The sequence below is a fragment of the Paenibacillus sp. FSL H7-0326 genome, assembly GCF_001955535.1.
GTDB lineage: Bacteria > Bacillota > Bacilli > Paenibacillales > Paenibacillaceae > Paenibacillus > Paenibacillus shunpengii.
Genome location: NZ_MPVN01000001.1, coordinates 1,127,176 through 1,150,909, shown reverse-complemented (window position 1 = coordinate 1,150,909; position 23,734 = coordinate 1,127,176). Strand labels below are relative to the sequence as shown.

Here is a 23,734-nt window from a genome sequence, read left to right as displayed (position 1 = left end):
GAACTTCTTTAGCGAAAAAAGGAAAAAGAGATTGCATCGGAAGGAAGTCCTAGGATACAATTTCATATATAATCCAAATTAAGGACTTAAGAGGGATGTCTTTTTTTGTAAAATGTGATTTGTTTTCATTCTTTTTGGGCTGTGCTTCCTCTAATCTATCATTGCCGCACATTCTCTCGATTTGTATAAATTATATCTATTAATGAACTAGGAGGAGCTTATATGAGAAAGGTATGGCAGGTGGTCTTGGTTGATATTCATCCGACCAGCATGCTAGGTACGAAATTAATATTGGAAGAGCATCAGGACCTATTAGTCCGCGCGATGGTTTCCACTGGGGAAGAGGGGTTGGCACAAGTAAGTGCTTTGAAGCCGGACCTCGTTCTAATCGACTATAAATTGCCTGACGGAAATGCGGACCAATTCATTGTAGAGATGAAGCAGTTCTCTTCAAACACTCATATTGTCGTGATGACGGATGAGGACAATTTGAATCTGTATAAGCGATATATTAGTCTAGGCGCGAGTGGAATGCTGTCTAAGCAATCTTCACCCATGAAGCTTATTCATATGATTTCCGGTCTGCGTGAGGGACTGGCATCACTCCCTTTACAGTGGCTTACTAATGACGAGTGGTCAAATACGGTGGACCAGGAACTAGAACTTCATCTTCAGCTTACGGATATGGAAATTTTCATCATGGAACGGATCGTTCAAGGTGTGACCTACGATAAGATCGCTAATGAAATCGATGTCAGCAGAAGATCCGTTGACAATTATCTCCGCAAAATATATACGAAACTTGGCGTGTCCAGCCGGGCTCAGGCTATCGAACAGTTTACCTTGTATTCCAAATTACATAAGAAGCAGCAGTATGTGTAACAAGGCATAATAGATGTGAACGGCGAATAGTCTTTATACGTCCCGATAGAGAGAGGAAAGAAGAGATGGGGCGATTACCCGGATAGGGGTGAAATACATGGAATTTTCCTTTGCTTCCCATTCCTCCAGATTATTGTCTTCGCATGCGAGCAGGGCGAACAGAGTCAAAAGACAAGGTTCCTTTATTTCGCTGGCCGAAGAGCTTCCTGCGGAGGAATTTTTCCCAATCAAACGACTGGGTGAAGCGGCACATGCTGTCTTCTCGTCAGATCCTTCCGTTCTGCAATATGGTGAGCCAGAAGGCTTCCTGCCTCTAAGAAGCTGGATTCGCAAGGATTGGGAGCTGCGAAAAGGAATCCGTACTACAGAGGAACGAATACTGCTGACGTCAGGCACACAGCAGACCATTGATCTGGTTACCAGACTTCTAGTCGATTCTGGTGATACGGTTGTCGTGGAGAGTCCGACATCGCCCGGATGTCTGCAGGTGCTGCAGATGCAAGGTGCGGTCATAATACCTGTTTTCACCGATACGGAGGGCATTGTCCCGGAACATCTTGAAGAGCAGTTTCAGAAGCATCGTCCGAAACTGCTTTTTGCTGCACCCAGTTTTTCTAATCCAACGGGTATATTATGGACGATTCGCAGACGCAAGGCGGTATTGGATCTATGTCGAAAATATAGTGTCTTGATCATCGAGGACGATTCGTACGGTGAATTGCATTTTGGAGCAGACGATTCAGCAAATTCCTTCTCTGAGCGTTATCCTGCTCTATATGCGATGGATCAAGTGGATGATGGGAATCATGTGCTGTATATAGGTTCTTTCAGCAAAACGATCGCTCCTGCTCTTCGTACGGGATGGGCGACCGGTGATCAACGTTTGATCCAAGGCATGTCTTCATTGAAGCAGATGGCTGACTGGCAATCGAGTCCGATCAATCAACAAATATTGTATCAGTTGCTTGGTTCCACCTCCTTCGATTGGAACGAGCATCTGTCACTGCTCAACCGAGAGTATGAGGTGAGGCTTAAGCTGATGCTGGAGCTGTTAAAAAGACCGGGGTTCAAGCAAGTGAAATATGACCCGCCAGCAGGGGGGATGTATCTCTGGATTGAGCTCCCACCTGGACTTAGCAGCGAAGCGCTGCTCAAAGCTGTGCTGCACAAAGGTGTAGCATTTCTGCCTGGCGCAAGATGCTCTCCTGGCAAACAGACGGAGCACTATATTAGACTCAATTTCAGCAGACCTGGCAGAGAAGAACTGTTACTCGGAATGAATTTGATTAGCGAAGCGATATCCGAATTTACTGGACGGAGTTAAAGACACATAATGTTGACATCAGGAGAGGGGCTTCCTCTCTTTTTTTTCGTTTTAATGAACTTTATAATAGGAGTGGTGTAGAAATTTGTCTAAGGAAGAAAATTTATATATTGAACTCACTAACATTTTTATATATAATGTTTATTAGTCAGTTGCAATCAGTTTCTTAGTTGGTTTCAAATGACATATAGAGATAAATACACTTATTTAGGGAGAGAATATACGATTATGGCAAACGTACTGTTTATCAAAGCAAATGACCGCCCTGCGGATCAAGCGATCAGCGTACAAATGTACGACGCATTCTATAATGCATACAAGGAAGCAAATCCGACAGACAATATTATTGAATTGGATCTGTTTGCAGCTAACCTTCCGGCTTACGGAAACAATGCCGCAACAGGTACTTTTAAAGTAGCTAAAGGCATCGAGACAACTCCAGCAGAACAAGAAGCTGCTGATCTGGCTGCTTTTTACCAAAAACAATTCTTGGAAGCTGACAAAGTTGTTGTTGCATTCCCGCTCTGGAACTTCACTGTTCCTGCACCGCTGGTTAACTACATTTCTTACCTGAGCCAAGCAGGCGTTACATTCAAATACACTGCTGAAGGTCCAGTAGGTCTTGCAGGCGACAAGAAAGTGGTACTTCTAAACGCACGCGGCGGCGTTTACTCTGAAGGTCCTCTGGCAGCTGTTGAAATGGCTGTTAAATACGTAGCTTCTGCATTTGGCTTCTGGGGTATTCAAAACCCTGAGGTTCTGGTAATTGAAGGACACAATGCCTTCCCTGACCGCTCTGCTGAGATTGTACAAGAAGGTCTTAGAAAAGTAGCAGAAACGGCTTCCCGTTTCTAATAGTACATCTAGACTGGATGCGATAAATTCGCATCCAGTCTTTTTTGTTTCTTATGGAAGCGGATATTGCTGAAGAACTGCATAATACTTGTCCAAGTCCGTTCTTCCCTGTTCGCTTAGTGTATACCGGCCTCGCTCTATTCTGGTAAACCAGCCATAATAATTTTTTTGCAGAATAGACGCGGTATTTGTAATTCCTGTCCGTCTGGCAAGTTCGGCAGGAGAGGCGTATGGAATGGGGGCCAGAACCTGCGCAACTCGAAGTGCACGTTCCCTGTAGGCAGTGACTAGCTTGGCTTTGTGGCTGCCGCCCAGGTTGTAATCGCCGCTGCGTCCATCAAATTCCTTGAGCAGGAGGTCTTTGCGTCTTTTAATTGTTTTCGAAGAAGTGATGACTGCCTCTGGAACGCATAAGCAATCGACAAGAGCCGGTTTCGTTTTGTACCGTGTTACGGTGATAAGACCCAAACCAAGCTTTTTGCATAGATCTGTAATCTCTCCAAAACGCTGATTGGCAGCTCCGCGCTTCACCCGGTTACGTTCAACAGCAAGATAAACATTACTGCTCGTTTTTAATCTTTGCATTCCTTGCAGCAGAAGCGATAAATTAAAGGTCTTCTTGATTTCCACGATTAACGGGTCAGCCAGATCCTCTCTTACACCCACCAGATCACAATAATTCACTTCGGATTTAATATGGTATCCTTGCCTCTCAAAGTAGGACTTTATCGGCTCATATAACTCTGTTTCATATTGAACGGCCATTCTTGATCAAACTCCTTTGTTGCTGTGCAGCTACTTCTCCGGGATGGGGGTTGTATCCATGTACGCTTTATCTTTTATCAAGTCCATGTCTAATTTAATGGAGGAGTACATAAATGTATAGATAAGCTCTTTCATAAACATTCCTATCTCAACAAGTATAGCATACGACTTGGAAGGGTTCATTTTAAGATCCATATGTTGTTCATTCTCAAAAAGAGAACCTGTCACAAAAAAACAGGCAACTTATCCGAATTGACGCATAGGTATGTAATACACTTTTTTTAGATCAAATCGTCAAGCTTGAGGGTAGGCGAGATGATTGCATATTTAAACGCTAGTGGGAAGATTTGAGGCAGGGGAGCTTATGAATTGACCTTATTCGGAGTGGATGCTGAATCATTATGGAGCCATGGGAGGTACGAAGGAGCATGAACATTTTTGAACGCGTTGCTGAATTTCGGGCTGAGAGTAATCGTTTATCTTGGTCGGGTACATTCAAAGATTATATTGAAATTCTAAAAAAGGACCCAACACCTGCAATGACGGCTCACGCAAGAGTGTATGAAATGATCAAATCATATGGTGTGGAGGAAATTGGAGGGCATAAGCATTACAAGTTTTTTGAGCAGGAGATTTTTGGACTAGACCGCAGCGTAGAGAAGCTTGTTGAGGAATACTTCCATTCTGCTGCGCGAAGACTTGATGTCCGCAAGCGGATTTTGCTCTTAATGGGTCCTGTCAGTGGGGGGAAATCGACACTAGTGACTCTGCTTAAACGCGGCTTGGAGCAATTCTCCCGCACAGATAAAGGTGCAGTTTACGCAATTGAAGGCTGCCCAATGCATGAGGACCCGCTTCATTTAATTCCGTTGGAGCTCCGACCTGAGGTAGAGAAAGAGCTGGGAGTAAGAATTGAAGGGAATTTGTGCCCTTCCTGCCAAATGCGGCTGAAAACAGAGTATGGCGGTGACATCGAAAAGGTACGTGTAGAGCGGGTATTTATATCGGAAGACAATCGAATCGGAATCGGTACCTTCAGCCCTTCGGATCCGAAATCTCAGGATATTGCAGACCTAACCGGAAGTATTGATTTCTCAACCATTACGGAGTACGGCTCGGAATCCGATCCTCGCGCTTATCGGTTCGATGGGGAGCTAAACAAAGCAAACCGCGGTCTGATGGAATTCCAAGAGATGCTCAAGTGTGATGAGAAATTTCTATGGAACCTGCTTTCCCTTACCCAGGAAGGAAACTTTAAGGCAGGCAGATTTGCTCTAATTAGTGCTGATGAGATGATCGTTGCTCATACGAATGAGTCGGAGTATAAGGCATTTATATCCAACAAGAAAAATGAGGCACTTCAATCCCGGATGATCGTCATGCCGATTCCTTACAATTTGAAGGTGTCAGAGGAAGAAAAAATATATAAAAAGCTGATTGAGCAAAGTGACATGCGCCATATTCATATTGCGCCTCATGCTCTGAAGACGGCTGCTATCTTCTCGATTCTCACTCGGTTAAAGGAATCCAAAAAACAAGGCATGGATCTTGTTAAAAAAATGAGAATGTATGATGGGGAAGAGGTTGAGGGTTACAAAGAAGCTGACCTCAAAGAAATGCAGAATGAATATCTGGAAGAGGGTATGACGGGAATTGATCCACGTTACGTCATCAACCGGATTTCAAGTGCACTGATCAAGCAGGATTTGGAGTGCATCAACGCACTGGATATATTAAGAGCAATTAAAGACGGATTGGATCAGCATGCCTCCATCACGAAGGAAGAACGTGAGCGGTATTTGAACTTTATCGCGGTAGCACGCAAAGAATACGATGAGCTTGCGAAAAAAGAGGTCCAAAAGGCATTTGTTTACTCCTTCGAGGAGTCGGCCAAAACGTTGTTCGAGAATTATCTGGATAATATCGAGGCCTTCTGCAATTGGAGTAAAATACGTGATCCTCTGACCGATGAGGAGATGGATCCAGATGAGCGCCTCATGCGTTCCATTGAAGAGCAGATCGGAGTATCTGAAAATGCGAAAAAGGCCTTCCGTGAGGAAATTCTAATTCGAATTTCAGCCTATTCCCGCAAAGGCAAAAAATTTGAATACAGCAGTCATGATCGACTTCGTGAAGCGATTGAGAAGAAGCTGTTCGCTGATCTGAAGGATATCGTGAAGATCACAACTTCAACCAAAACACCAGATGCTAATCAGCTGAAACGTATTAATGAGGTCAGCTCCAGACTGATTGAAGAGCACGGCTATTGCCCAGTCTGCGCAAATGAACTGCTGCGTTACGTGGGCAGCTTGTTGAACCGATAACTTTTATTTTTTTACCTATCCCCTGACAACAAACATCTTAACCCCATCTCATAATACGCTGTCTGATTGCTGCAAATGGTGCACTTCAGATAGCGTATTTTTATCCTTTTACCAGTAATGAGAACAGGAAGAAAAATGCAAAATAGGACTTTAGGATTATGATATTGTGGGTTTAAAGGTCTATAATGAGGGTTCGAAGCAATAAAATACTAATATAAGGCAAACTGGTTGCAAGGAGGAAGATTTTTCGAGATGATTGAGGTTTCCGAAGAGCGAGAACAACAGCTGGCCTACATAGGAATTACCAATCTGGAGCTGGAATTGCTTCATAAGCACCGGCCCATTTTTGAAAAAATAGTAGACGAGGTTGTTGATCGGTTATATGACCGAATAGGACAAGTGGAAGAACTGAGAAGCATCATTACGAAATACTCGACAATAGAACGTTTAAAGCAGACACAACGATGGTACTTTATATCCCTGACGGATGGGCATATAGATGAAGAATTTATTGCGAAACGAATACAAATCGGGCTGATTCATTCAAAAATTGGACTGAAATCCGATTTTTACTTGAGTAGTTATATGGTGTATCTGGATGTGGCGACCAGCATTGTACAGCAAATCATGCCAAATGGATGGTATCCAGTAATCCATGCACTGAGCAAGATGTTTAATTTTGATTCCCAGCTTGTGCTCGATGCTTACGAAGGGAAGGAGAAGCAGAAGATTACCGATATTGCTGATGAGCAGGAGCGCATGCTGCAGGCAATTACAGAGGTGTCTCAGAAGCTGACCGGCATGATTGATGAACTGCATCACAATACGGAGCTGATATCCGAGACAGCGAGACAGACTGCAGCTTCCCAGGAATCAGCCCATAAGCTGATCGACGACCTGAATCAAGAGGTAAAAGAAATTCAAAAGATGGGGAGTCTGATCCGAGAAATTTCAGACCAAAGCCATTTGCTGGGACTTAATGCAGCGATCGAGGCTGCTCACGCAGGAGACAGCGGAAGGGGCTTTGAGATTGTTGCAGGCGAGATCCGCAAGCTGGCTACGGGCTCCAAGAAGGCAATGGAGCAGATCCAGAGCGTGCTGAACAGTATTCGAACGAAGCTGGATCAAGTGCAGAACGAGTCCGATAATACGTCGGATAATGCAAGAAAGCAAGTATTCAGCTCCAGTGAGCTGATGGCCTTCGTTCAAATCATGGAATCTGTATCCGGTGATCTCAAAGAGCTGCAAGCCTCTTATTCCTAACTTCAATGCTGAACTAACCTAAAGAGCAAAAGGCATTACAGTGTCTTTTGTCTCTTCCAAATATCCATTAAATTGTAAATAGTAAGCGCATACAATATAATTCTATGAGGATCGCACCTTTTAGGCTATAATGAATTCATTCATACAAAACCAAGCTAACAAGCATATACAGATGCGTTTTGGACAATGAGAACGTAAGAGGTGATCAAATGGCATCGATCCATGATGTGGCTAAAGAAGCCGGGGTCTCAGTTGCTACCGTTTCAAAGGTGCTGAATGATTATCCCGATGTAAGTGACAAAACACGTAAAAGAGTAAATCTGGCTATTGAGCAGCTGCACTATCAACCGAATGTAGTTGCAAGGGGATTAGTAAAAAGAAGATCATGGACTGTAGGTGTGCTGCTGACCGTCCCCTTCACAAATCCATATGTAGCCGAACTATTAGAAGGAATTAAGACAGCGCTTGAGAACAGCGGATATGATCTGGTCCGGTTATCCACTCGCTTCGATGATCCGCATTATTCATTTATTAAGCATTGCCGCAGCCGCAATGTAGATGGAGTTGTCGTCTTTGGAGTGGAGCGCGATAATCGCAGTATCGATGAATTGATTCATTCGGATATCCCAACGATGTTTGTCGACATGGATATCGTTGGCAAGCGGGCAGGGTATATTACAACAGATAACCAAAATGCAATCCATAAAGGTGTAAAGCATCTTTACGAGCTCGGCCATCGCAAGATAGCCTACATATCCGGCACATTAGGTCCATCCATTGCAAATATGCGCCTTGAAGGATACAGACAAGGCCTAATTAGCTGCGGATTATCTTATTCGACCAGTTACCTTGAGGTATGTGATTATACATTTGACGGCGGAGCGGCTGCGATGAGCAGACTGCTTGCACTCCATGACACGCCGACAGGCATTGTATGCGCTTCGGATCTCTCCGCTTTTGGTGCCATTCATGAAATAGAGAAGCACGGATTGTCCGTTCCTCATGACATCTCCGTTGTAGGATTCGATAATACCTATCATGCGCAGGTATTCAAGCCGAATTTGACGACAGTGAATCAAAATATTTACTCTATCGGCATTAAATCCATTGAATGCTTGATTGCACTCATAGAAAATCGGGATTACTCTCCGCCAGTCATTATGGAGCCTTCTGAGCTGATCGTAAGGCAAACCACAGGGAAGGCTAAGCTTGCCTGAAGCACTGCGGTTGTATAACTTTATTCATAATAACAAGGAAACACCTTCTCACTCGAATCTCATGAAGTTTTTCATGCAGATCGGGCAGAAGGTGTTTTTTCATTCTTTTCAAGATTTTTACCCTTTTATTACGAGAATGACTATCTTATATGTAAGGATGAGCTATATAATGGGACAAGGACAAGTGAAATAGATTCATAAAGGAGTTAAATTTTAATTGAATAGATTAATTAAAGCAGTCATTTTGCTGACTTGTGTCATGTTTGTAGGAAGTGCGTTTGTGTTTGCAGAAATTAAGGGGAGTTCCCTTTCAAATATAAAAAATACAGAAGAACTAAAAATTGAGCCAGCAATGGATCCTGTGGCCGTTATAACGGGTACCGATAATGCTTTATATCCGGTACAAGAAACAGATGGAGTATATGAAGGAATGGCTTTGGCCTGGGAAGGCCGTTTTCTTAACTTTCCGTGGAGAAGCGTGGCCTCTGAGACGCCATCTGCACAATTAATGGCAATGGATGTTACGCAGGATGGGATAGAAGATGCAATTGTATTCTTAACGGCTGCGGATGGAACAGGTGTCTATGTGGAACAGCTTCATATTGTTGATGGGACGCAGATGGTTGAGATTATGATGAAGGATCCCGTCAAGGCTGCAGAGGAATACATACAGGTGAGCACAGAATTGAAGGAGATTGGTCCTGTAACTGTGGGCAATTATGTTAAGTATGAAGTGAAGGGAAGCACTGTGACGGCAACACTGGGTGTTGCGCAATCCTTTTCTCAATATATTGGCGACCTTGTGATTACCTATCAATATAATCCGAAGGTGGAGGAGCTTGAGGCGGAATCAATCCTGTATACCGCATTTTAAATTAATAAATCCGAAAGGACCTGCTGAGCAGGTCACTTTCGGACTCTCTGATCTTATACACTTTGGCTAGTTAAGGAAGTTTTCTCTGCAAATTCAGACAGCTGTCCAATGCTCTTGGAGAGGGTTGTAGCCGATACATCGTGCTTAGCAGCAAGCTCGGATTGACTGATGGTGCTGCCTTGTTTCGTTGCAGTAACATATTCTAATGCACCAGCGAAACCTCCCGGCTTACGATAACGAGGAGCTTCGCTATTGCTATAGCTGTTCCACAGTGAGATAAGTCCACTTGTCTCTTCTTCCGTCAGCTTGTACTCTTCTGCGATTGAAGGAATGGCAGATTCAGCAAGCTCGCGGTGCATGTCGTGTTCCCAAGTCATCTCTGTAAGGTTCAGCGCAGACTTCTGGGAGGTCTGTTCAGCTACTTGAGGGGCAGGGGACGTCTTAGAAACAGTGGATACTGCAGATACAGGGCGTCGATTCGTAATGACTTCGACTGATGTGGCCACCCTTACATTGCGCTGCTGCTGTCTGTCTTTCTCGAGGCAGCATTTTTTATATTTCTTGCCACTGCCGCAGTGGCACGGTTCGTTTCTACCTAGGTTGATCAAGTTCGTTCGCTCCTTTAATTCTATCAAAGAAATTCTAATGATGAGCGCAATAATGTAAGGCGCTAACAAAAGTAGATTATATCATATTTTAATGGGTTTAGATGTAATGTAATGCCCCCTATATTTCAATGTACTCCATGAAAAAGCCTGTTTCAACCCAAAAATGAGCGGAAACAGGCTTAATACAGGACAATTGTGTTAATTTAACAGCTTACGGTGGATCTTTTTGCCATCAAATGTAAATTGTACCGGTTTATCTTCGATAATGGTTTCAAGATGCACCGTTCGACCCCATAATTTATATACGTAAGGAAGCGTGCGTTCCATATATTTCAAGTCAAGTTCAATGCCTTCGTACTGATGCTTAAGCATAAGCTCGCCGGTACGAAGATAATCCCCGTCATGCACGACGAGATACGGTGAGCCGCCATTGACTCTGGCATAGATCAGCTGATCCCGGATATTTTCCCAGGATTTATCGGTAATTTTCCATTCGGGGCCCTTTTTCTCAAACACATACAGGTCGAGGTCTTCGACCAGCCCCTTTGTCATGTAGTTGCGGATGAAGGAGGTGTCTGAATCGTATTCGCGAACCTCGAACATTTTGGACCTTCCTTGCCCTGGCATGCGTCCGAAGCGCTCCTGCTCCTCAAGTGTCGGGTGATCCCAGCGGCGTTCGATATCCTCGAAGATTTTGACCCCGAGATAATAGGGATTCAGACTTTGCTTTGACGGCTGTACAACAGAGGCATTAAGCATGGCATATTCCACGGTTTCTTCACTTGTGAGGTCCAGCTCGCGTATAATACGTTGATGCCAGTAGGAAGCCCAGCCTTCGTTCATAATCTTGGTTTCCATTTGAGGCCAAAAATAGAGCATCTCTTCACGAAGCATGCTCATGATGTCTCGCTGCCAATCGGTTAGTGTTTCGGAAAATTCCTGTATGAACCACATGATGTCCTTCTCCGGTTCAGGAGGGAAGCGGTGAACCTTCTGCTGCGCCGGCTCCTCTGTAGATCCTGCAGGTTCGCCGATGGCCCAAATATCGTCATATCTTCCGGGAGGGCGAATGACCTTGGTTTCTTTTTGCTGCTTCATTTTCATTTCCATATAACGCTGCTTGTCGAGTTGCTGAGGCTTGATCAGCTGTGGATCTACATGCTCCTGAATAGCGAGGACCGCATCAATAAAGGATTCCACGGCTTCCGTCCCATATTCAAGCTCATACTGGCTGATTCGGTCTGCCGTCGCTGACATGCTCTCCACCATATTGCGGTTGGAGGCTGAGAAGCGGGCATTGTTTTTGAAGAAATCACAGTGTGCGAGCACATGGGCTACAATGAGCTTATTCTGAATCAGAGAGTTTCCATCGAGCAGGAAGGCATAGCATGGATTGGAATTGATTACGAGCTCATATATTTTGCTCAGACCGAAGTCATACTGCATCTTCATCTTTTGGAACGTCTTGCCGAAGCTCCAATGGCTGAATCGAGTCGGCATACCATAGGCTCCGAAAGTATATATGATGTCGGCAGGGCAGATCTCATAACGCATCGGATAATAATCAAGCCCGAATCCGTCAGCGATTTCCATGATCTCTGCAATGGCATATTCTAGTTCATTGATCTCTTTGCTCATGAAGCACTTCCTCCTTCCTTGTTGTGGAAAAAGGTGCGCAGCGCTTTGTAGACTTCGCCTTTCTCCTTGATTACATAGTACATAAACTGGTCCATCTTAATATTGCGATAGGCCGACATCAGCGTACTGCTGCGGTTATATTGGTTCACTTCTCCATAGCCAAACATATTGCTTCGCTTCAGCAATTCACCGATGAGCTTCACACAGCGTTCGTTGTCAGAGGTGAGATTATCTCCATCTGAGAAGTGGAAGGGATAGATGTTATAGCTTGAAGGAGGGTAGCGACGGTCTATAATCTCAAGAGCCTTCATATAAGCGGAGGAGCAGATGGTACCGCCGCTTTCTCCCCGGGTGAAAAATTCTTCCTCAGTCACTTCTTTGGCTTCCGTATGGTGGGCGACAAAGACGATTTCTACCTTTTCATACTGCTTGCGAAGAAAGCGGGTCATCCAGAAGAAAAAGCTGCGTGCGCAGTATTTTTCAAAGGACCCCATGGAACCGGAAGTGTCCATCATTGCGATGATAACAGCGTTAGAATGCGGGATCACGGTATCATCCCAGGTCTTGTAACGCAGATCATCCGGACTGATGTGGTGAATGCCCGGGTTTCCGGTTGTGGCGTTCCGTCTCAGATTCTCAAGAATGGTCCGTTTCTTATCAATGTTGGACTGCATCCCTTTTTTGCGGATATCGTTAAACACGATGTTGTGCGTTTCAATTTGCTCTTTATCCTTTTGCTTTAAATGCGGCAGCTCTAATTCGGAGAACAGCATGTTCTCCAATTCTTCAATGCTGATCTCGGCTTCGACAATATCGTGACCCGGCTGATCGCCTGCCTTTTCACCCTTGCCGGGCTTTTGACTCGCAGGATCGCGGCCGATGACATCACCGACCTGGCTGTCCCCGTCACCCTGGCCGACATGCTTCTGCTTCTGATAATTGTACACGAAGCGATATTCATCCAGACTCCGGATTGGAACCTTGATGATTTGCTGGCCATCAGACATGATAATATTTTCTTCCGTAATAAGATCGGGCAGGTTTTGCTTAATGATATCTTTCACCTTCTGCTGATGACGCTGCTGGTCTTGGTACCCTTTACGGTGAAGCGACCAATCTTCTTTGGAAACGACAAACGAGTAAGGATGGCGAGAATCTGGCATGTTAGGCACCCCCCTTGGATTACGCGGCACAGTTTGGCCTGCTGTAAATTATGTATATTCACGGGCAGGGACGTTATGTGATGACATATATAATAAATAGAGAATATATCAAAACTTTTTTTTCAAAATGCCATGGAATTGACGATTCTTGTAAGAAAAAGATTCGCTTTTATCCAAGATAGTAGTATTATGGTTAAAAAGAAAAACAAGAGGTCCAGTGAAACGAGAATTGGGTCCATTATGCAGGAGGGAAATAGATGCAATATCATAGTACTCGAGGACGTGTAAGTGGAGTTGGTTTCATCGATGCATTTCTGATGGGGCTGGCTACGGATGGAGGTCTGCTTGTACCAAGCACCATACCTTCGTTATCGACTGAACAGCTGGAGGCATGGAGAAATCTATCCTTTCAAGATCTCATGCTCAAAATTTTCTCCTATTATACAAATGAAGAAATTCCGGAAGCCGAGCTGAAAGAATTGGTGTATGCGAGCTACAGCACATTCCGTGATGAAGCTATTACGCCCGTTCGCAAGCTGACGGATCAAATATATTTGCTTGAGCTGTTCCATGGACCTACCTTTGCGTTCAAAGATGTCGCCTTGCAGCTGATGGGTAATCTATATACTTATGTTGCGAGCAAATACAATAAACAGATTAATATTCTCGGAGCAACCTCAGGCGATACCGGTGCATCCGCAATTGAAGGTGTTCGAGGAAAAGAAGGCATCAATATTTGCATTTTGCATCCGACTGGCAAGGTCAGCAAGGTGCAAGAGCTGCAGATGACGACAGTACAGGACAGCAATGTATTGAACCTTTCTGTCGAAGGTAACTTTGACGATTGCCAGCGCATGATTAAGCAGCTGTTTGCGGATGTAGAATTCAAGGATAAGCATCATCTCTGTGCAATCAATTCTATAAATATTGTTCGGATTCTCGCTCAGACGGTTTACTACTTCTATGCATACTTCCGGGTTACGGACGAGCGTCCGGAGCTAACGGCTTCACCGCTTCATTTCAGTGTCCCGACTGGAAACTTTGGTGACATTTTTGCAGGATATCTCGCATCCCGGATGGGTCTTCCTGTCGGCAAGCTCATCTTGGCTACGAATGAGAACAACATCCTAGAACAGTTTGTTAATCAAGGGCTGTATAAGCCAGACAAATTCCATACCACCTACAGTCCATCTATGGATATACAGGTTGCAAGCAACTTTGAACGATATCTGTATTACGTACTGGGAGAGGATGCTGCTCAGACGGAAGAATACATGAAGTCTTTCCAAGAGAAGGGTCATATTCAAATTCCGGAAGACACCCTTGCGAAGGTACAGCAGGAATTTGCAGCCTATGGTGTGCTTGGTGAAGAGTGCTTGGATACAATCAAGAAATATCATGAGCAAACGACTTATCTGCTCGATCCTCACTCGGCTTGCGGGGTAAAGGCAGCTGAGCAAACGACGGGAGCACAGGAAGTGGTTGTGTCGCTGGCTACAGCACACCCAGCCAAGTTTAATGAAGCCATTGAGCTGTGCGGTATTGAGCAGAGCTTCCCGGAGCAGATCGCGAGACTAACGGATCTGCCGACACGGAAGAAGCTGGTAGATGGAACGCTTGATGCTGTCGTGGCAGAGCTTCTCCCTTTTTACAACGCCTAAAACAGAATTCAGTTTAAACCTTATTTAATTGCATAATTACGAAGAACGGCATAAAAGTCTGTTTCCTAAGATAATATCTTGGGAGCAGACTTTTTTATTTATGAATCAAATATGAAAATACAAAAGTGAAAAAGGATGAAAAATAAAGCATTGACATGATACAAAATGTATCATAAAGTAGGTTTTACAATACATAAAGTATCATAAATCTAGGATAGAAGTACTATTAACAAATAATGTACAGTTATTTGTCGGAAAGGAGTCGCAGCATTGAAGCATTTCCGTGATGATCAACTCGTATTTTTGCTGTGTACGCCCAGAAGCGGAAGCTCACTTACAACAGTGATGCTGCAGAACCATGAGGAAGTGTTCGCCGCACAAGAGATGTGGTATTTGCTCTCACTTGCGGACTTGCAACTAGCTCCTGTACGCCCCTATGGAGGCACGGGGATTATCCGTCAATTCTATAATGGAATTATTTCAGAAGATTTGTTTCATAGAGCAGCACGCAGCTTCGGTGTGGAGATATATGAGGGATTATTAAATCAGAATGGCGCACGTAAGATCATAGATAAGTCGCCAAGATATTATATATTGCTAGAGTTTCTGGATGCCGTGTTTCCCGAATCGCAAAGAATTGGATTATTTCGTAACCCGTTATCTGTAGCTGCATCCTACAAGAAGGTCAATGCATATAGCGGAGAACCATTTTCACTGATTGAGGATCTCAAGCAGCCTATTCCTGGTATGAAGATCGTCGACCTTACAGCGGGGCTGTTCCGCTACGCTACGTATTTTAAGGGAGAATCGGCCTACTCCTACAAGCTTCAATATGAAGAGCTCGTGCGGCAGCCTGAACAACAATTACGCAAGCTGTGCGAGTTTATCGGTATTTCTTACCGTGAAGGAATGGAGAAGTACGGCAATCCGGTAAGTGAAGAAAAAGCGGATCTTTTTTACAGTATGGGAGCAGGTGACCCCTTCTTATTGAATCATACACAGGCACATGTGCAGTCCATTGACGCTTGGAAGGATCAGCTTAGCCCTGATGAGGTTGATGCCTATTGCCGAGTGCTGGGAGCACAAATATTTCATGATCTTGGGTACTCTGAAGAACTGGAAGAAGCACAACGGATAACGGGCGTTAGGTACGAACTCTCGCCAGATGAAGCGACGATGGAGCGGATTGAACAGCAATTTTTGAAATCGAGCGGTTACATATGGAAGCCGGACTATGAATTGAGCACAAGCAGTATTCTTACGGGGATACAGCCTGCTGAAGCTGTAGATGATCTAGAATTAGAAGCTATGCAGGGGAATCGGATAAGTGATCACAGACAGGCCTCCATCCAGATTGCTCAGCTTGAAACGAGAGTCAGGCTGCTGGAGAACCGATTAACGAAGAGCTATATGGAGAAGAACCACGTGGAGAAGCAGCTGATCCAGCTTAGGAGCAAGCTTAATCGAATTAAGTCCATACTGCCATTTGGGAACCGGCTGTCATCCTGGGCTCAGGGGTACTTGTCTGGAAGGGAGGGGAAATCATGAGCGCCATCATGGGATGCTTATCCCGCAGAGAACCGATTATGCCTGAAGATATGGACCTCGCAGGAGCCTATTTGACGAAATACAAGTGGGATCGTATTCATACGTGGAGCGATGCCCATGTGTTTTTTAGCTGTCATATGCAGTGGGTGACCCCGGAGTCCGTCCATGAAGTGCTGCCACTCTATGATGAAAGACGCGATATCACCATTACAGCGGATGCGATTATCGATAATCGCAGTGAGCTGTTTGACAAGCTGCAGATCCCTCTTAAAGAGCAAATCACGATTTCCGACAGCCAATTGATACTGGAAGCTTATGTGAAGTGGGGAGAAGAAGCTCCTAAGCATTTATTAGGTGATTATGTATTTATGATTTGGGATTCAAGGAAGGATCAATTGTTCGGTGCACGTGATGAGTCAGGCCGCAGGTCCTTTTACTATATTGATGATGGTATACATTTTGCATTCTGCAGCTCAATGAACCCGATCTTCCAAATGCCTTACTTCAACAAAGAACTAAACGAGCAATGGCTGGCCGAATTTCTGGCGATTCGAGGAATGTATGAATCGTATGACGTTCATGCCACTGCGTATCGTAATGTAAGACAGATTCCGGCTGCACATTGGATTAAGGTAAGCAGGCAGGGGGTCGAATTACGTCAATATAGCAATTTTAAAGAAATAGAGCCTTTGTATTTGAACTCGGATGAAGAATATGAAGAGGCCTTTCGAGAAGTGTTCGACCAGGCAGTTCGGGCAAGAGTCAGAACATATAAGCAAGTAGGCACGGCCCTCAGTGGTGGACTTGATTCAGGAACGGTTGCGAGCTTCGCTTCACCGATGCTGAAAGCGGATGGCAAGGAGCTTCATGCTTACAGCTATGTACCCGTATCAGGCTTCGAGGATTGGACGTCCAGCCGGTTGATTGCAGATGAAACGCCTTACATTCAGTCCACCGTGAATTTTGTAGGGAATATTCGAGAGAACTACATGAATTTTGCTGGTAAGAGTCCGCTGACGGAAGTGAATGACTGGCTGGACATTATGGAGACGCCCTACAAATTTTTTGAAAATTCCTTCTGGATTCGTGGATTTTATGAACGTGCACAGGAACAGGGAGTAGGCGTACTGCTTACGGGGGCTATGGGGAATTTCACCATTTCGTGGGGGCCGGCGTTAGACTACTACGCTCATTTATTGCGAAGAGGCAAGCTGGTTCACCTTGCAAGGGAGGTTCAGCAATACAGCCGTCTGGCTGAAGTACCGCGAGCAAAGCTGCTGCCGATTATCGGGAGAAAGGCATTTCCCATGCTTCACAGGCAGCGTGCGGTTTCGGGGGGAACCGTCCAAATACCCGAACTAATTCACCCGGATTTTGCTAGAAAGATGGAAATGCACGGGCAAATGAAGCCATACGTTGTGAATAAAGAAACGGTCTATATTAACGCATTAACTGCACGAAAAGAAAATATAAATAACTTGGCCGTGGCTAACAAGAATGGGGCAATGGCAACAAAACTATCTATGCGGTATGGACTTATTGAACGTGATCCAACCAATGATCCGAGAGTGGTTCGTTACTGTCTGTCTGTTCCACTAGAGCAATATGTTCAAAAAGGGCGAGATCGCGCATTGCTGCGTCGCTCTACAGTGAATTACTTACCAGATAATGTGAGACTTAACCAGAGTGTTAGAGGGATTCAGCCGGCAGATTGGATTCAGCGCACGAAGCCGCATTGGAAAGAATGGGTGGCGGAGCTTCAAGCTTTATGTAAGGACACTTTGATATCTGAATATCTAAATGTAGATCAAATAAAAAAAGGACTCACAAAGCTGGAGCATCCTAGACCGGAGCTTGCGTGGGATTCAGAGGTTCGCATGCTGATGCACAGTTTAATTGTCTTTCGATTTTTGCGAAGATTCTAAATTAATTCTATAGCAGCGGTGCAGCAATTGGAAAGGAGGTGAGAGGAATGAATATAGAAAAAAAAGAATGGCAAACACCGAGTTTAGAAGTCCTTGAGATCAGTGAGACAAAAAAAGGTGTCGGATACAGACAAATTGACTGGATCTCTGAGCATGACGGGGACTTGTACAATCCAAGCTAACAGATAAAGTAGGTAATTCATTCTTATGTATGTTGACAGCTTATAGCTATCAGCGAAAACATTCTCACTCGTCTTTCGCTGATAGCTATATCATGATTGCTATTGTAATTTAGTAGTGGTTATTATGTTGGAATTGGAGGATTTCATGTCACAAGCAAAAGGTACTATTGTATCCACTTATACAGCGTTTGGCTTGAACATCCAAAGTGCACTGCCTCTTCCCGAGTTGACTGAAGCAGAGGTGACTGCAACATCCAACATCGATGTGATTATTCACATAGGAGACTTATCTTTGCTCAGCCATGACTGGAATCTGGCACAAAAGAATTTTCAATCTAAAGGGAATCAATTTTTATTTCAAATTCCCGAAGTAGGTATTTTTCATGTTGTGGAAGGTACACGGGTGACCGTCATGCCTTATGCTCTACACGATCTTTCAAGAGTGAGGTTGTATTTACTAGGCACCTGTATGGGCGTTGTTATGCTGCAGCGTAAGATTTTACCCCTGCATGGAAGTGCGGTAGTCATAGACGGTGAGGTGTACGCCTTTGTGGGTGAGTCGGGTGCAGGAAAATCCACCTTATCGGCAGCACTTGTGAATAGAGGCTACAATCTAATCAGCGATGATGTAATTGCTGTTAGCATGAGCTCTTGTAACCCCGTTGTATACCCAGCATATCCACAGCAGAAATTGAACGCTTACAGTCTCGATATGTTAGATATGGAATCCACTTCTTTCCGGATCATACAGGATGAATGGAAGTACGCTGTTCCAAGGAAGCAGTGTTTCAGCCAGGATGAGATGCCGTTGGCGGGTGTGTTTGAGCTTGTTGCTTCAGGGAGTGCTGAAGTTCAATTGGATAGTGTAGGCCCATTTGAAGGCATTAACCTGCTCCAAGTACATACGTATCGTCTGCCGCTGGTCAAAAGACTGCAGCTGCTGGAGTGGCATTTCAAAGAGGTTACACAAGTGGCTAATCGCACCCAACTGTACAGACTTCATAGACCGTTAGATCAAGTGACGATTGAGCAGCTAGTTGACACCGTGCTGCAGACAATTGATAAAGGAGTGAATACACCCGGATGACAATGAAAGCAATCGATCAAAACGACGTGTACATTCAGCAAAAAGGCTATGTCGTCAGCGATATGAACGGGGACAAAGTCATGATGTCTATTGAATCAGGCAAATATTACAACCTTGGACAGACAGGGGGACGTATTTGGGAGCTTCTTGTAGAAGGAAATACAATATTTGGTATTTCCACTGTCCTGTCGTCGGAATATTCTGTGGAGCAAGCGACATGTCAGCTGCAAGTAGAGCAATTTATGAATACCCTTCTGAAGGAAGGGCTGATTGTAAGTAAAAGGGATTAGTGTAATGTCAAGTAAAACTTTATTATTTCGTTCATTTACGAAGCAAAAGCCTGCCATGAGAAAGTTGATCATAGAGGCTTTCTTTTATTTGGCCTATGCCAGACTAATGAATCTTAGACCATTTGCTAAAGTAGCCGAGATGTTGAATTGTGTTAAGGATGAATCCGCCTATGACCGAAGCCCTGTCTTGGATCCGATTCGGCTCAGTGTTGCCAAGGCCATTCATATGACAGCGAAACATACCCCTTGGAAGAGTGAATGTCTCGTTACGAGTATCGCCGGAATGATCATGCTGGAACGAAGAAAAATTGACAGCACGCTGTATCTGGGTGTAGCTAGAAGCAACAGTGGAGAGATGGTTGCACATGCTTGGCTTCGAAGTGGGCAGTTGTATGTTGCCGGAGCAGACGGAATTGAGAAGTATACCGTCGTTGGAGTGTTTTCTAAACGAACATCTGAACCTTAGCAAAGGCAAAGGGAGATCAAATCAATGAATATCATAAACCGTGATATTATTGCCGAAACGACGATCGAGTTTCAATTTATGTGTGAATTGCTTGCTGAGGATCGTGTATCGAATGAGGCAATCCAAGAAAGATATGATACTAGCTCCATAGATTGGAATGAATTCAGCAGACTAATTCTACATCACCGTGTTTATCCACTTATATATGTAAGACTGCAGACAATTAGCAATTATGTACCGGCTGAAATCATGAATCAATTGCGCGATGCCGTTATGTCCAATACGTTCTATATGATGAAGCTGACGGCAGAGATGCAGCGAGTAGCTCGTATTCTTGAAGAACATCATATCGAGGTTCTGATGCTGAAGGGACCTGTGCTTGCTTATGAATTGTATGGAGATTTGGCACATCGTAACTCAAAAGATCTTGACATGCTTGTGGATATTTCTAAGGTCGAGAAGGCTTTAGGAATACTTATGGAAATAGGGTACATTAAGAAATTTGAGTCTCCTTACATTTTAAACAGTTGGAAGTGGAAGGATCATCATATTGCTCTCGTCCATCCAGTATTAGAAACACAGATAGAGATTCATTGGAGCTTAAATCCTTATAATAATTCTCATCAATTAGATTTTAAGACGTTATGGAATAGAAAACGATCTATGGATATTTCAGGATGTAAAGTTCATTACCTTGGATTCGAAGATTTATTTATGTATTTAATAAGTCATGGTGCAAGACATGGCTGGTTCAGGTTACGCTGGCTGATAGATATTGATAAGATAATTAGATTTAATGGTGCAATTCAACAAAGTCACGATTACATGGAGATTCATGATTGCAAGTCCCTTGTGGGTCAGGCGTACTACCTAGCCTCTCAATTGATTAGAACGCCATTATCCAAAGAAATGAAAGAACTGGCGACTAGTCAAAGATCGATAGAATTGGCCTCTTATGCATTTAATCTTATAAAGAAAAGTGAGATAACGGATGCTGAGACATTAAAAAATTATCTAAAACAGATCAAATCACCGAAACGTCGAATGATCATGCTGCTAGGGAGGCTGTATCCGGGTCCCATGGATGCTGAATTATTGCCACTGCCCCGCAAGCTGCATTTTCTATACATACCTTTACGCCCTTTCTTGTGGATGTGGCGTCGAATCAGGCAGCGCATGGTTCTCAAAGGGAGACATGAATATGATTGAACTTCGAACCTACCTAAAGAAACTGTACTCTATTACAGGTCCCAAGCTGATCGTCAGCATCTTGTTTATGGTCATCATCAGTATATTGGAAGGGTTCGGTATCTACATGCTGGTTCCCATGCTGTCTGCAATTAATGTATTGGACTCTGGTATAAATGATTCAGTCCCGCTGCAATGGGTCACTGGTCTGCTCGGGTTTGTACCGCAGCAATCACAGCTACTGCTGGTACTTTTCATTTTTGTGGTCATTTTGACGGTTCAAGCGTTAATGCAGCGTAATCAGAACATTCTCAGCTCTCAAATCCAGCAAAACTTTATACATACCTTGCGATATGAAACGTACAGACTATTGATACATTCCAAATGGGAGCTTTTTTTAACGAAGAAAAAATCAGACTTTAACCATATCCTCACCTCTGAGCTGGCGCGTGTGAGCCAAGGAACAAACGTCTTAATTCAGCTTACGGCATCGGTCATATTTACAGTCATCCAGATTGGATTTGCCTTTTGGCTGTCTGCCGAATTGACTCTGATGGTATTAGGCTTCGGTGTCATTCTGTTTATGGTCCTCCGGCCTTTTATACGCAAAGCCAAGGCTTTGGGGGATCACACTTCTGATCTGTCTCAACAATATATGTCTGAGATCGTGGAGCATTTTAACGGGATGAAGGATATTAAGAGCAACAATCTGGAGCAGCAGCATGAAACAGGCTTTAAAGCCTTGTGCAAGCGAATGGAGCATAACATGGTATCTTATATTCGCCTCAATTCGACTACACAGCTGATTTATAGAATTGCTGCGGCGGTTATTATTGCCTTGTTTGTATATGCATCGCTTAACCTGTTTTCTTATCGTGCTGAGCATTTGCTGTTGATGATCGTTATATTCTCCAGATTATGGCCCCGGTTCTCCATGATCCAAACCAGTCTGGAATATATCGGTTCGCTCATTCCTGCTTTCCGGAGCTTGCTGCAGCTGCAGCAAGAATGTGAGCAGGCTTTGGAAATAAGCAGCATGAATACTTCGATTAGCAGTACGGATATCAAGCCAATCGCTTTGAAGTCAGGGATTCGCTGTATGGATGTATCCTATCGGTATCCAGGACAAACACAAGATGCGCTGCACCAAGTTAATACTTTTATCCCGGTTAACGGTATGACGGCTATTGTCGGACGTTCAGGTGCAGGAAAAAGTACATTTATTGATCTGCTCATGGGGTTAATTCAGCCGACAAAAGGAACCATTCACTTGGATGAAGCGCCTTTGGAGGAATCGAGGCTGCAAGCCTGGCGTCAGTCGATCAGTTATGTATCGCAGGAGCCTTTTTTGTTCCACACATCGATACGGGACAATCTTCTTCTGGTGAAGCGAGATGCTACGGAGGAGGAGCTGTGGGAAGCGCTGCGATTTGCCTCCGCTGATTTTGTTGCAGATTTGCCACAAGGACTGGATACCATCATCGGTGATCGGGGAGTCCGACTATCTGGAGGAGAGAGGCAGAGAATTGTACTCGCAAGAGCGATATTACGTAAGCCAGCGATTCTCATATTAGATGAAGCAACCAGCGCACTGGATGGAGAGAATGAACTTACTATACAAGAAGCGCTCAAGGCGCTTCAGGGGCGGATGACGATCGTCGTCATTGCACACCGTTTGTCTACCATTCAAGGCGCAGATCAGGTCATCGTACTTGAAGGGGGCAAAGTGATGCAGCAAGGAGCATATGAAGGGCTCTCTACGGATGCAGAGGGTGCCTTCGGTCAATTGCTGTCTTATCAGACGAGAGCATCTTTATAGTACAGGATGCTCCCGTCAAGAGGTGCAATGGGGAACCATTAAGCAAGCGCATGTCTTTGTAATGCAGTGACGAGTAAGGAGACGGACTGCTCAATTTCTTGGTGCTCGGTATCAATAGTGATATCGGGCTTGTTTGGTATGTCGTAACCGGCAGATATACCTGTGAAATTTGGTATTTCGCCACGTCTTGCTTTTTCATATAATCCCTTTGGATCTCGCTGTTCACAGACTTCCACAGAACACTTCACATATACTTCTACAAATTCCCCGGGCTCAAACATGGACTTCACCATTTCCCGATCTTGCTCATGTGGAGAAATAAACGCTGCGATGATATGGGTACCCGAGTCTAGAAATAGCTTAGATACCTCTGCAATTCGCCTTAAATTCTCTCTACGGTCCTCTGGGCTGAATCCCAGGTCTCGGTTTAAACCGCGGCGTACTTGATCTCCGTCCAGCATATAGCAGGGAATTCCTTCTCTCTTCCAAACTTGTTCCAGATGGGAAGCAAGTGTCGTCTTGCCAGATCCAGATAGCCCTGTAAACCAAATGACTCGTGGATTCCTATTGATAGACAAGCCCCTTCTCTCCTTAGAAAATATGTATTTTAGTACAGTTTCGTAACCTACAATTAGATTATAACGGATGAAAGTAA

The 23,734-nt window shown here is 44.3% G+C and carries 21 protein-coding genes; 16 read left to right on the top strand and 5 right to left on the bottom strand.

The annotated features are described in order from the left end of the window. Window positions 1–222 precede the first annotated feature (222 nt). The 3 genes from BK126_RS05560 to BK126_RS05550 all read left to right on the top strand — a co-directional run bounded on the left by BK126_RS05560 (window position 223) and on the right by BK126_RS05550 (window position 3,061). Window positions 223–882: a response regulator transcription factor gene (locus BK126_RS05560; RefSeq protein ID WP_076311657.1), complete on the top strand. Its 660-nt coding sequence runs from the start codon at window positions 223–225 to the stop codon at window positions 880–882. 97 nt (window positions 883–979) lie between these two features. Continuing rightward, window positions 980–2,206 (top strand): aminotransferase-like domain-containing protein, encoded by a 1,227-nt coding sequence (locus tag BK126_RS05555; protein ID WP_076311656.1) that lies wholly within the window; start codon window positions 980–982, stop codon window positions 2,204–2,206. 180 nt (window positions 2,207–2,386) lie between these two features. Further along, the gene (locus BK126_RS05550) at window positions 2,387–3,061 is read left to right on the top strand and encodes an FMN-dependent NADH-azoreductase (protein WP_076311655.1); all 675 of its coding nucleotides are present in this window, start codon (window positions 2,387–2,389) and stop codon (window positions 3,059–3,061) included. A gap of 51 nt (window positions 3,062–3,112) precedes the next feature. Here BK126_RS05550 and BK126_RS05545 read toward each other — a convergent pair whose 3' ends face one another. Next, the gene (locus BK126_RS05545) at window positions 3,113–3,826 is read right to left on the bottom strand and encodes a DUF2161 family putative PD-(D/E)XK-type phosphodiesterase (protein ID WP_076311654.1); all 714 of its coding nucleotides are present in this window, start codon (window positions 3,824–3,826) and stop codon (window positions 3,113–3,115) included. Window positions 3,827–4,254: 428 nt separating this feature from the next. Between BK126_RS05545 and BK126_RS05540 the strand changes: the two genes are divergently transcribed. From BK126_RS05540 to BK126_RS05520, 4 genes are all read left to right on the top strand, one after another. After that, a complete protein-coding gene (locus BK126_RS05540) occupies window positions 4,255–6,150 on the top strand; it encodes a PrkA family serine protein kinase (protein WP_076311653.1) in 1,896 nt (631 codons plus the stop codon). A gap of 252 nt (window positions 6,151–6,402) precedes the next feature. Further along, window positions 6,403–7,413 (top strand): globin-coupled sensor protein, encoded by a 1,011-nt coding sequence (locus BK126_RS05535; RefSeq protein ID WP_076311652.1) that lies wholly within the window; start codon window positions 6,403–6,405, stop codon window positions 7,411–7,413. 209 nt (window positions 7,414–7,622) lie between these two features. Beyond that, complete coding sequence (locus tag BK126_RS05530) at window positions 7,623–8,630, top strand: LacI family DNA-binding transcriptional regulator (protein ID WP_076311651.1); 1,008 nt, start codon at window positions 7,623–7,625, stop codon at window positions 8,628–8,630. A 217-nt stretch (window positions 8,631–8,847) separates the two neighbouring features. Further along, a complete protein-coding gene (locus tag BK126_RS05520; RefSeq protein ID WP_076311649.1) occupies window positions 8,848–9,504 on the top strand; it encodes a hypothetical protein in 657 nt (218 codons plus the stop codon). A 53-nt stretch (window positions 9,505–9,557) separates the two neighbouring features. On the opposite strand, the gene BK126_RS05515 is transcribed toward BK126_RS05520, so the two are convergent. The 3 genes from BK126_RS05515 to yhbH form a co-directional block, all read right to left on the bottom strand. Further along, a complete protein-coding gene (locus BK126_RS05515; protein WP_076311648.1) occupies window positions 9,558–10,112 on the bottom strand; it encodes a YecA family protein in 555 nt (184 codons plus the stop codon). Between the two features lie 198 nt (window positions 10,113–10,310). After that, entirely contained in the window at window positions 10,311–11,750 is a 1,440-nt protein-coding gene (locus BK126_RS05510; RefSeq protein WP_076311647.1) for a SpoVR family protein, read from the bottom strand. After that, window positions 11,747–12,913, bottom strand: coding sequence for a sporulation protein YhbH (gene yhbH, locus BK126_RS05505; protein WP_076311646.1), 1,167 nt, complete (start codon window positions 12,911–12,913; stop codon window positions 11,747–11,749). The genes BK126_RS05510 and yhbH overlap by 4 nt, the downstream gene beginning before the upstream one ends. Window positions 12,914–13,170: 257 nt before the next feature. On the opposite strand from yhbH, the gene thrC reads away from it, so the two are divergent. From thrC to BK126_RS05465, 9 genes are all read left to right on the top strand, one after another. Continuing rightward, window positions 13,171–14,574: a threonine synthase gene (gene thrC, locus BK126_RS05500; protein ID WP_076311645.1), complete on the top strand. Its 1,404-nt coding sequence runs from the start codon at window positions 13,171–13,173 to the stop codon at window positions 14,572–14,574. A 270-nt stretch (window positions 14,575–14,844) separates the two neighbouring features. Then, on the top strand, window positions 14,845–16,122 hold the full coding sequence (locus tag BK126_RS05495; protein ID WP_076311644.1) for a sulfotransferase family protein: 1,278 nt from the start codon (window positions 14,845–14,847) through the stop codon (window positions 16,120–16,122). Next, window positions 16,119–18,047, top strand: coding sequence for an asparagine synthase-related protein (locus BK126_RS05490; RefSeq protein WP_076311643.1), 1,929 nt, complete (start codon window positions 16,119–16,121; stop codon window positions 18,045–18,047). The genes BK126_RS05495 and BK126_RS05490 overlap by 4 nt, the downstream gene beginning before the upstream one ends. A gap of 47 nt (window positions 18,048–18,094) precedes the next feature. Continuing rightward, entirely contained in the window at window positions 18,095–18,229 is a 135-nt protein-coding gene (locus tag BK126_RS29020) for a paeninodin family lasso peptide (protein ID WP_177178639.1), read from the top strand. A 145-nt stretch (window positions 18,230–18,374) separates the two neighbouring features. Continuing rightward, entirely contained in the window at window positions 18,375–19,316 is a 942-nt protein-coding gene (locus BK126_RS05485) for a phosphoenolpyruvate carboxykinase (ATP) (RefSeq protein WP_076311642.1), read from the top strand. Beyond that, complete coding sequence (locus tag BK126_RS05480) at window positions 19,313–19,606, top strand: lasso peptide biosynthesis PqqD family chaperone (protein ID WP_076311641.1); 294 nt, start codon at window positions 19,313–19,315, stop codon at window positions 19,604–19,606. The genes BK126_RS05485 and BK126_RS05480 overlap by 4 nt, the downstream gene beginning before the upstream one ends. Window positions 19,607–19,610: 4 nt before the next feature. Then, window positions 19,611–20,072, top strand: coding sequence for a lasso peptide biosynthesis B2 protein (locus BK126_RS05475; RefSeq protein ID WP_076311640.1), 462 nt, complete (start codon window positions 19,611–19,613; stop codon window positions 20,070–20,072). A gap of 24 nt (window positions 20,073–20,096) precedes the next feature. Next, a complete protein-coding gene (locus BK126_RS05470; protein ID WP_076311639.1) occupies window positions 20,097–21,281 on the top strand; it encodes a nucleotidyltransferase domain-containing protein in 1,185 nt (394 codons plus the stop codon). Beyond that, window positions 21,274–23,079: an ABC transporter ATP-binding protein gene (locus tag BK126_RS05465; protein ID WP_076311638.1), complete on the top strand. Its 1,806-nt coding sequence runs from the start codon at window positions 21,274–21,276 to the stop codon at window positions 23,077–23,079. The genes BK126_RS05470 and BK126_RS05465 overlap by 8 nt, the downstream gene beginning before the upstream one ends. Window positions 23,080–23,117: 38 nt before the next feature. On the opposite strand, the gene cysC is transcribed toward BK126_RS05465, so the two are convergent. Beyond that, window positions 23,118–23,681, bottom strand: coding sequence for an adenylyl-sulfate kinase (gene cysC, locus BK126_RS05460; RefSeq protein WP_256209628.1), 564 nt, complete (start codon window positions 23,679–23,681; stop codon window positions 23,118–23,120). Between the last annotated feature and the right edge of the window lie 53 nt (window positions 23,682–23,734).

Bases quoted from the DNA above. Each gene is read 5' to 3' on its own strand.
- BK126_RS29020 (WP_177178639.1), top strand. From the start codon at position 18,095: ATGAATATAGAAAAAAAAGAATGGCAAACACCGAGTTTAGAAGTCCTT.
- BK126_RS05530 (WP_076311651.1), top strand. From the start codon at position 7,623: ATGGCATCGATCCATGATGTGGCTAAAGAAGCCGGGGTCTCAGTTGCT.
- BK126_RS05560 (WP_076311657.1), top strand. From the start codon at position 223: ATGAGAAAGGTATGGCAGGTGGTCTTGGTTGATATTCATCCGACCAGC.
- BK126_RS05475 (WP_076311640.1), top strand. From the start codon at position 19,611: ATGTCAAGTAAAACTTTATTATTTCGTTCATTTACGAAGCAAAAGCCT.
- yhbH (WP_076311646.1), bottom strand. From the start codon at position 12,913: ATGCCAGATTCTCGCCATCCTTACTCGTTTGTCGTTTCCAAAGAAGAT.
- BK126_RS05545 (WP_076311654.1), bottom strand. From the start codon at position 3,826: ATGGCCGTTCAATATGAAACAGAGTTATATGAGCCGATAAAGTCCTAC.
- BK126_RS05480 (WP_076311641.1), top strand. From the start codon at position 19,313: ATGACAATGAAAGCAATCGATCAAAACGACGTGTACATTCAGCAAAAA.
- BK126_RS05550 (WP_076311655.1), top strand. From the start codon at position 2,387: ATGACATATAGAGATAAATACACTTATTTAGGGAGAGAATATACGATT.
- thrC (WP_076311645.1), top strand. From the start codon at position 13,171: ATGCAATATCATAGTACTCGAGGACGTGTAAGTGGAGTTGGTTTCATC.
- BK126_RS05510 (WP_076311647.1), bottom strand. From the start codon at position 11,750: ATGAGCAAAGAGATCAATGAACTAGAATATGCCATTGCAGAGATCATG.
- BK126_RS05535 (WP_076311652.1), top strand. From the start codon at position 6,403: ATGATTGAGGTTTCCGAAGAGCGAGAACAACAGCTGGCCTACATAGGA.
- BK126_RS05555 (WP_076311656.1), top strand. From the start codon at position 980: ATGGAATTTTCCTTTGCTTCCCATTCCTCCAGATTATTGTCTTCGCAT.
- BK126_RS05540 (WP_076311653.1), top strand. From the start codon at position 4,255: ATGAACATTTTTGAACGCGTTGCTGAATTTCGGGCTGAGAGTAATCGT.
- BK126_RS05465 (WP_076311638.1), top strand. From the start codon at position 21,274: ATGATTGAACTTCGAACCTACCTAAAGAAACTGTACTCTATTACAGGT.
- BK126_RS05490 (WP_076311643.1), top strand. From the start codon at position 16,119: ATGAGCGCCATCATGGGATGCTTATCCCGCAGAGAACCGATTATGCCT.
- BK126_RS05470 (WP_076311639.1), top strand. From the start codon at position 20,097: ATGAATATCATAAACCGTGATATTATTGCCGAAACGACGATCGAGTTT.
- BK126_RS05485 (WP_076311642.1), top strand. From the start codon at position 18,375: ATGTCACAAGCAAAAGGTACTATTGTATCCACTTATACAGCGTTTGGC.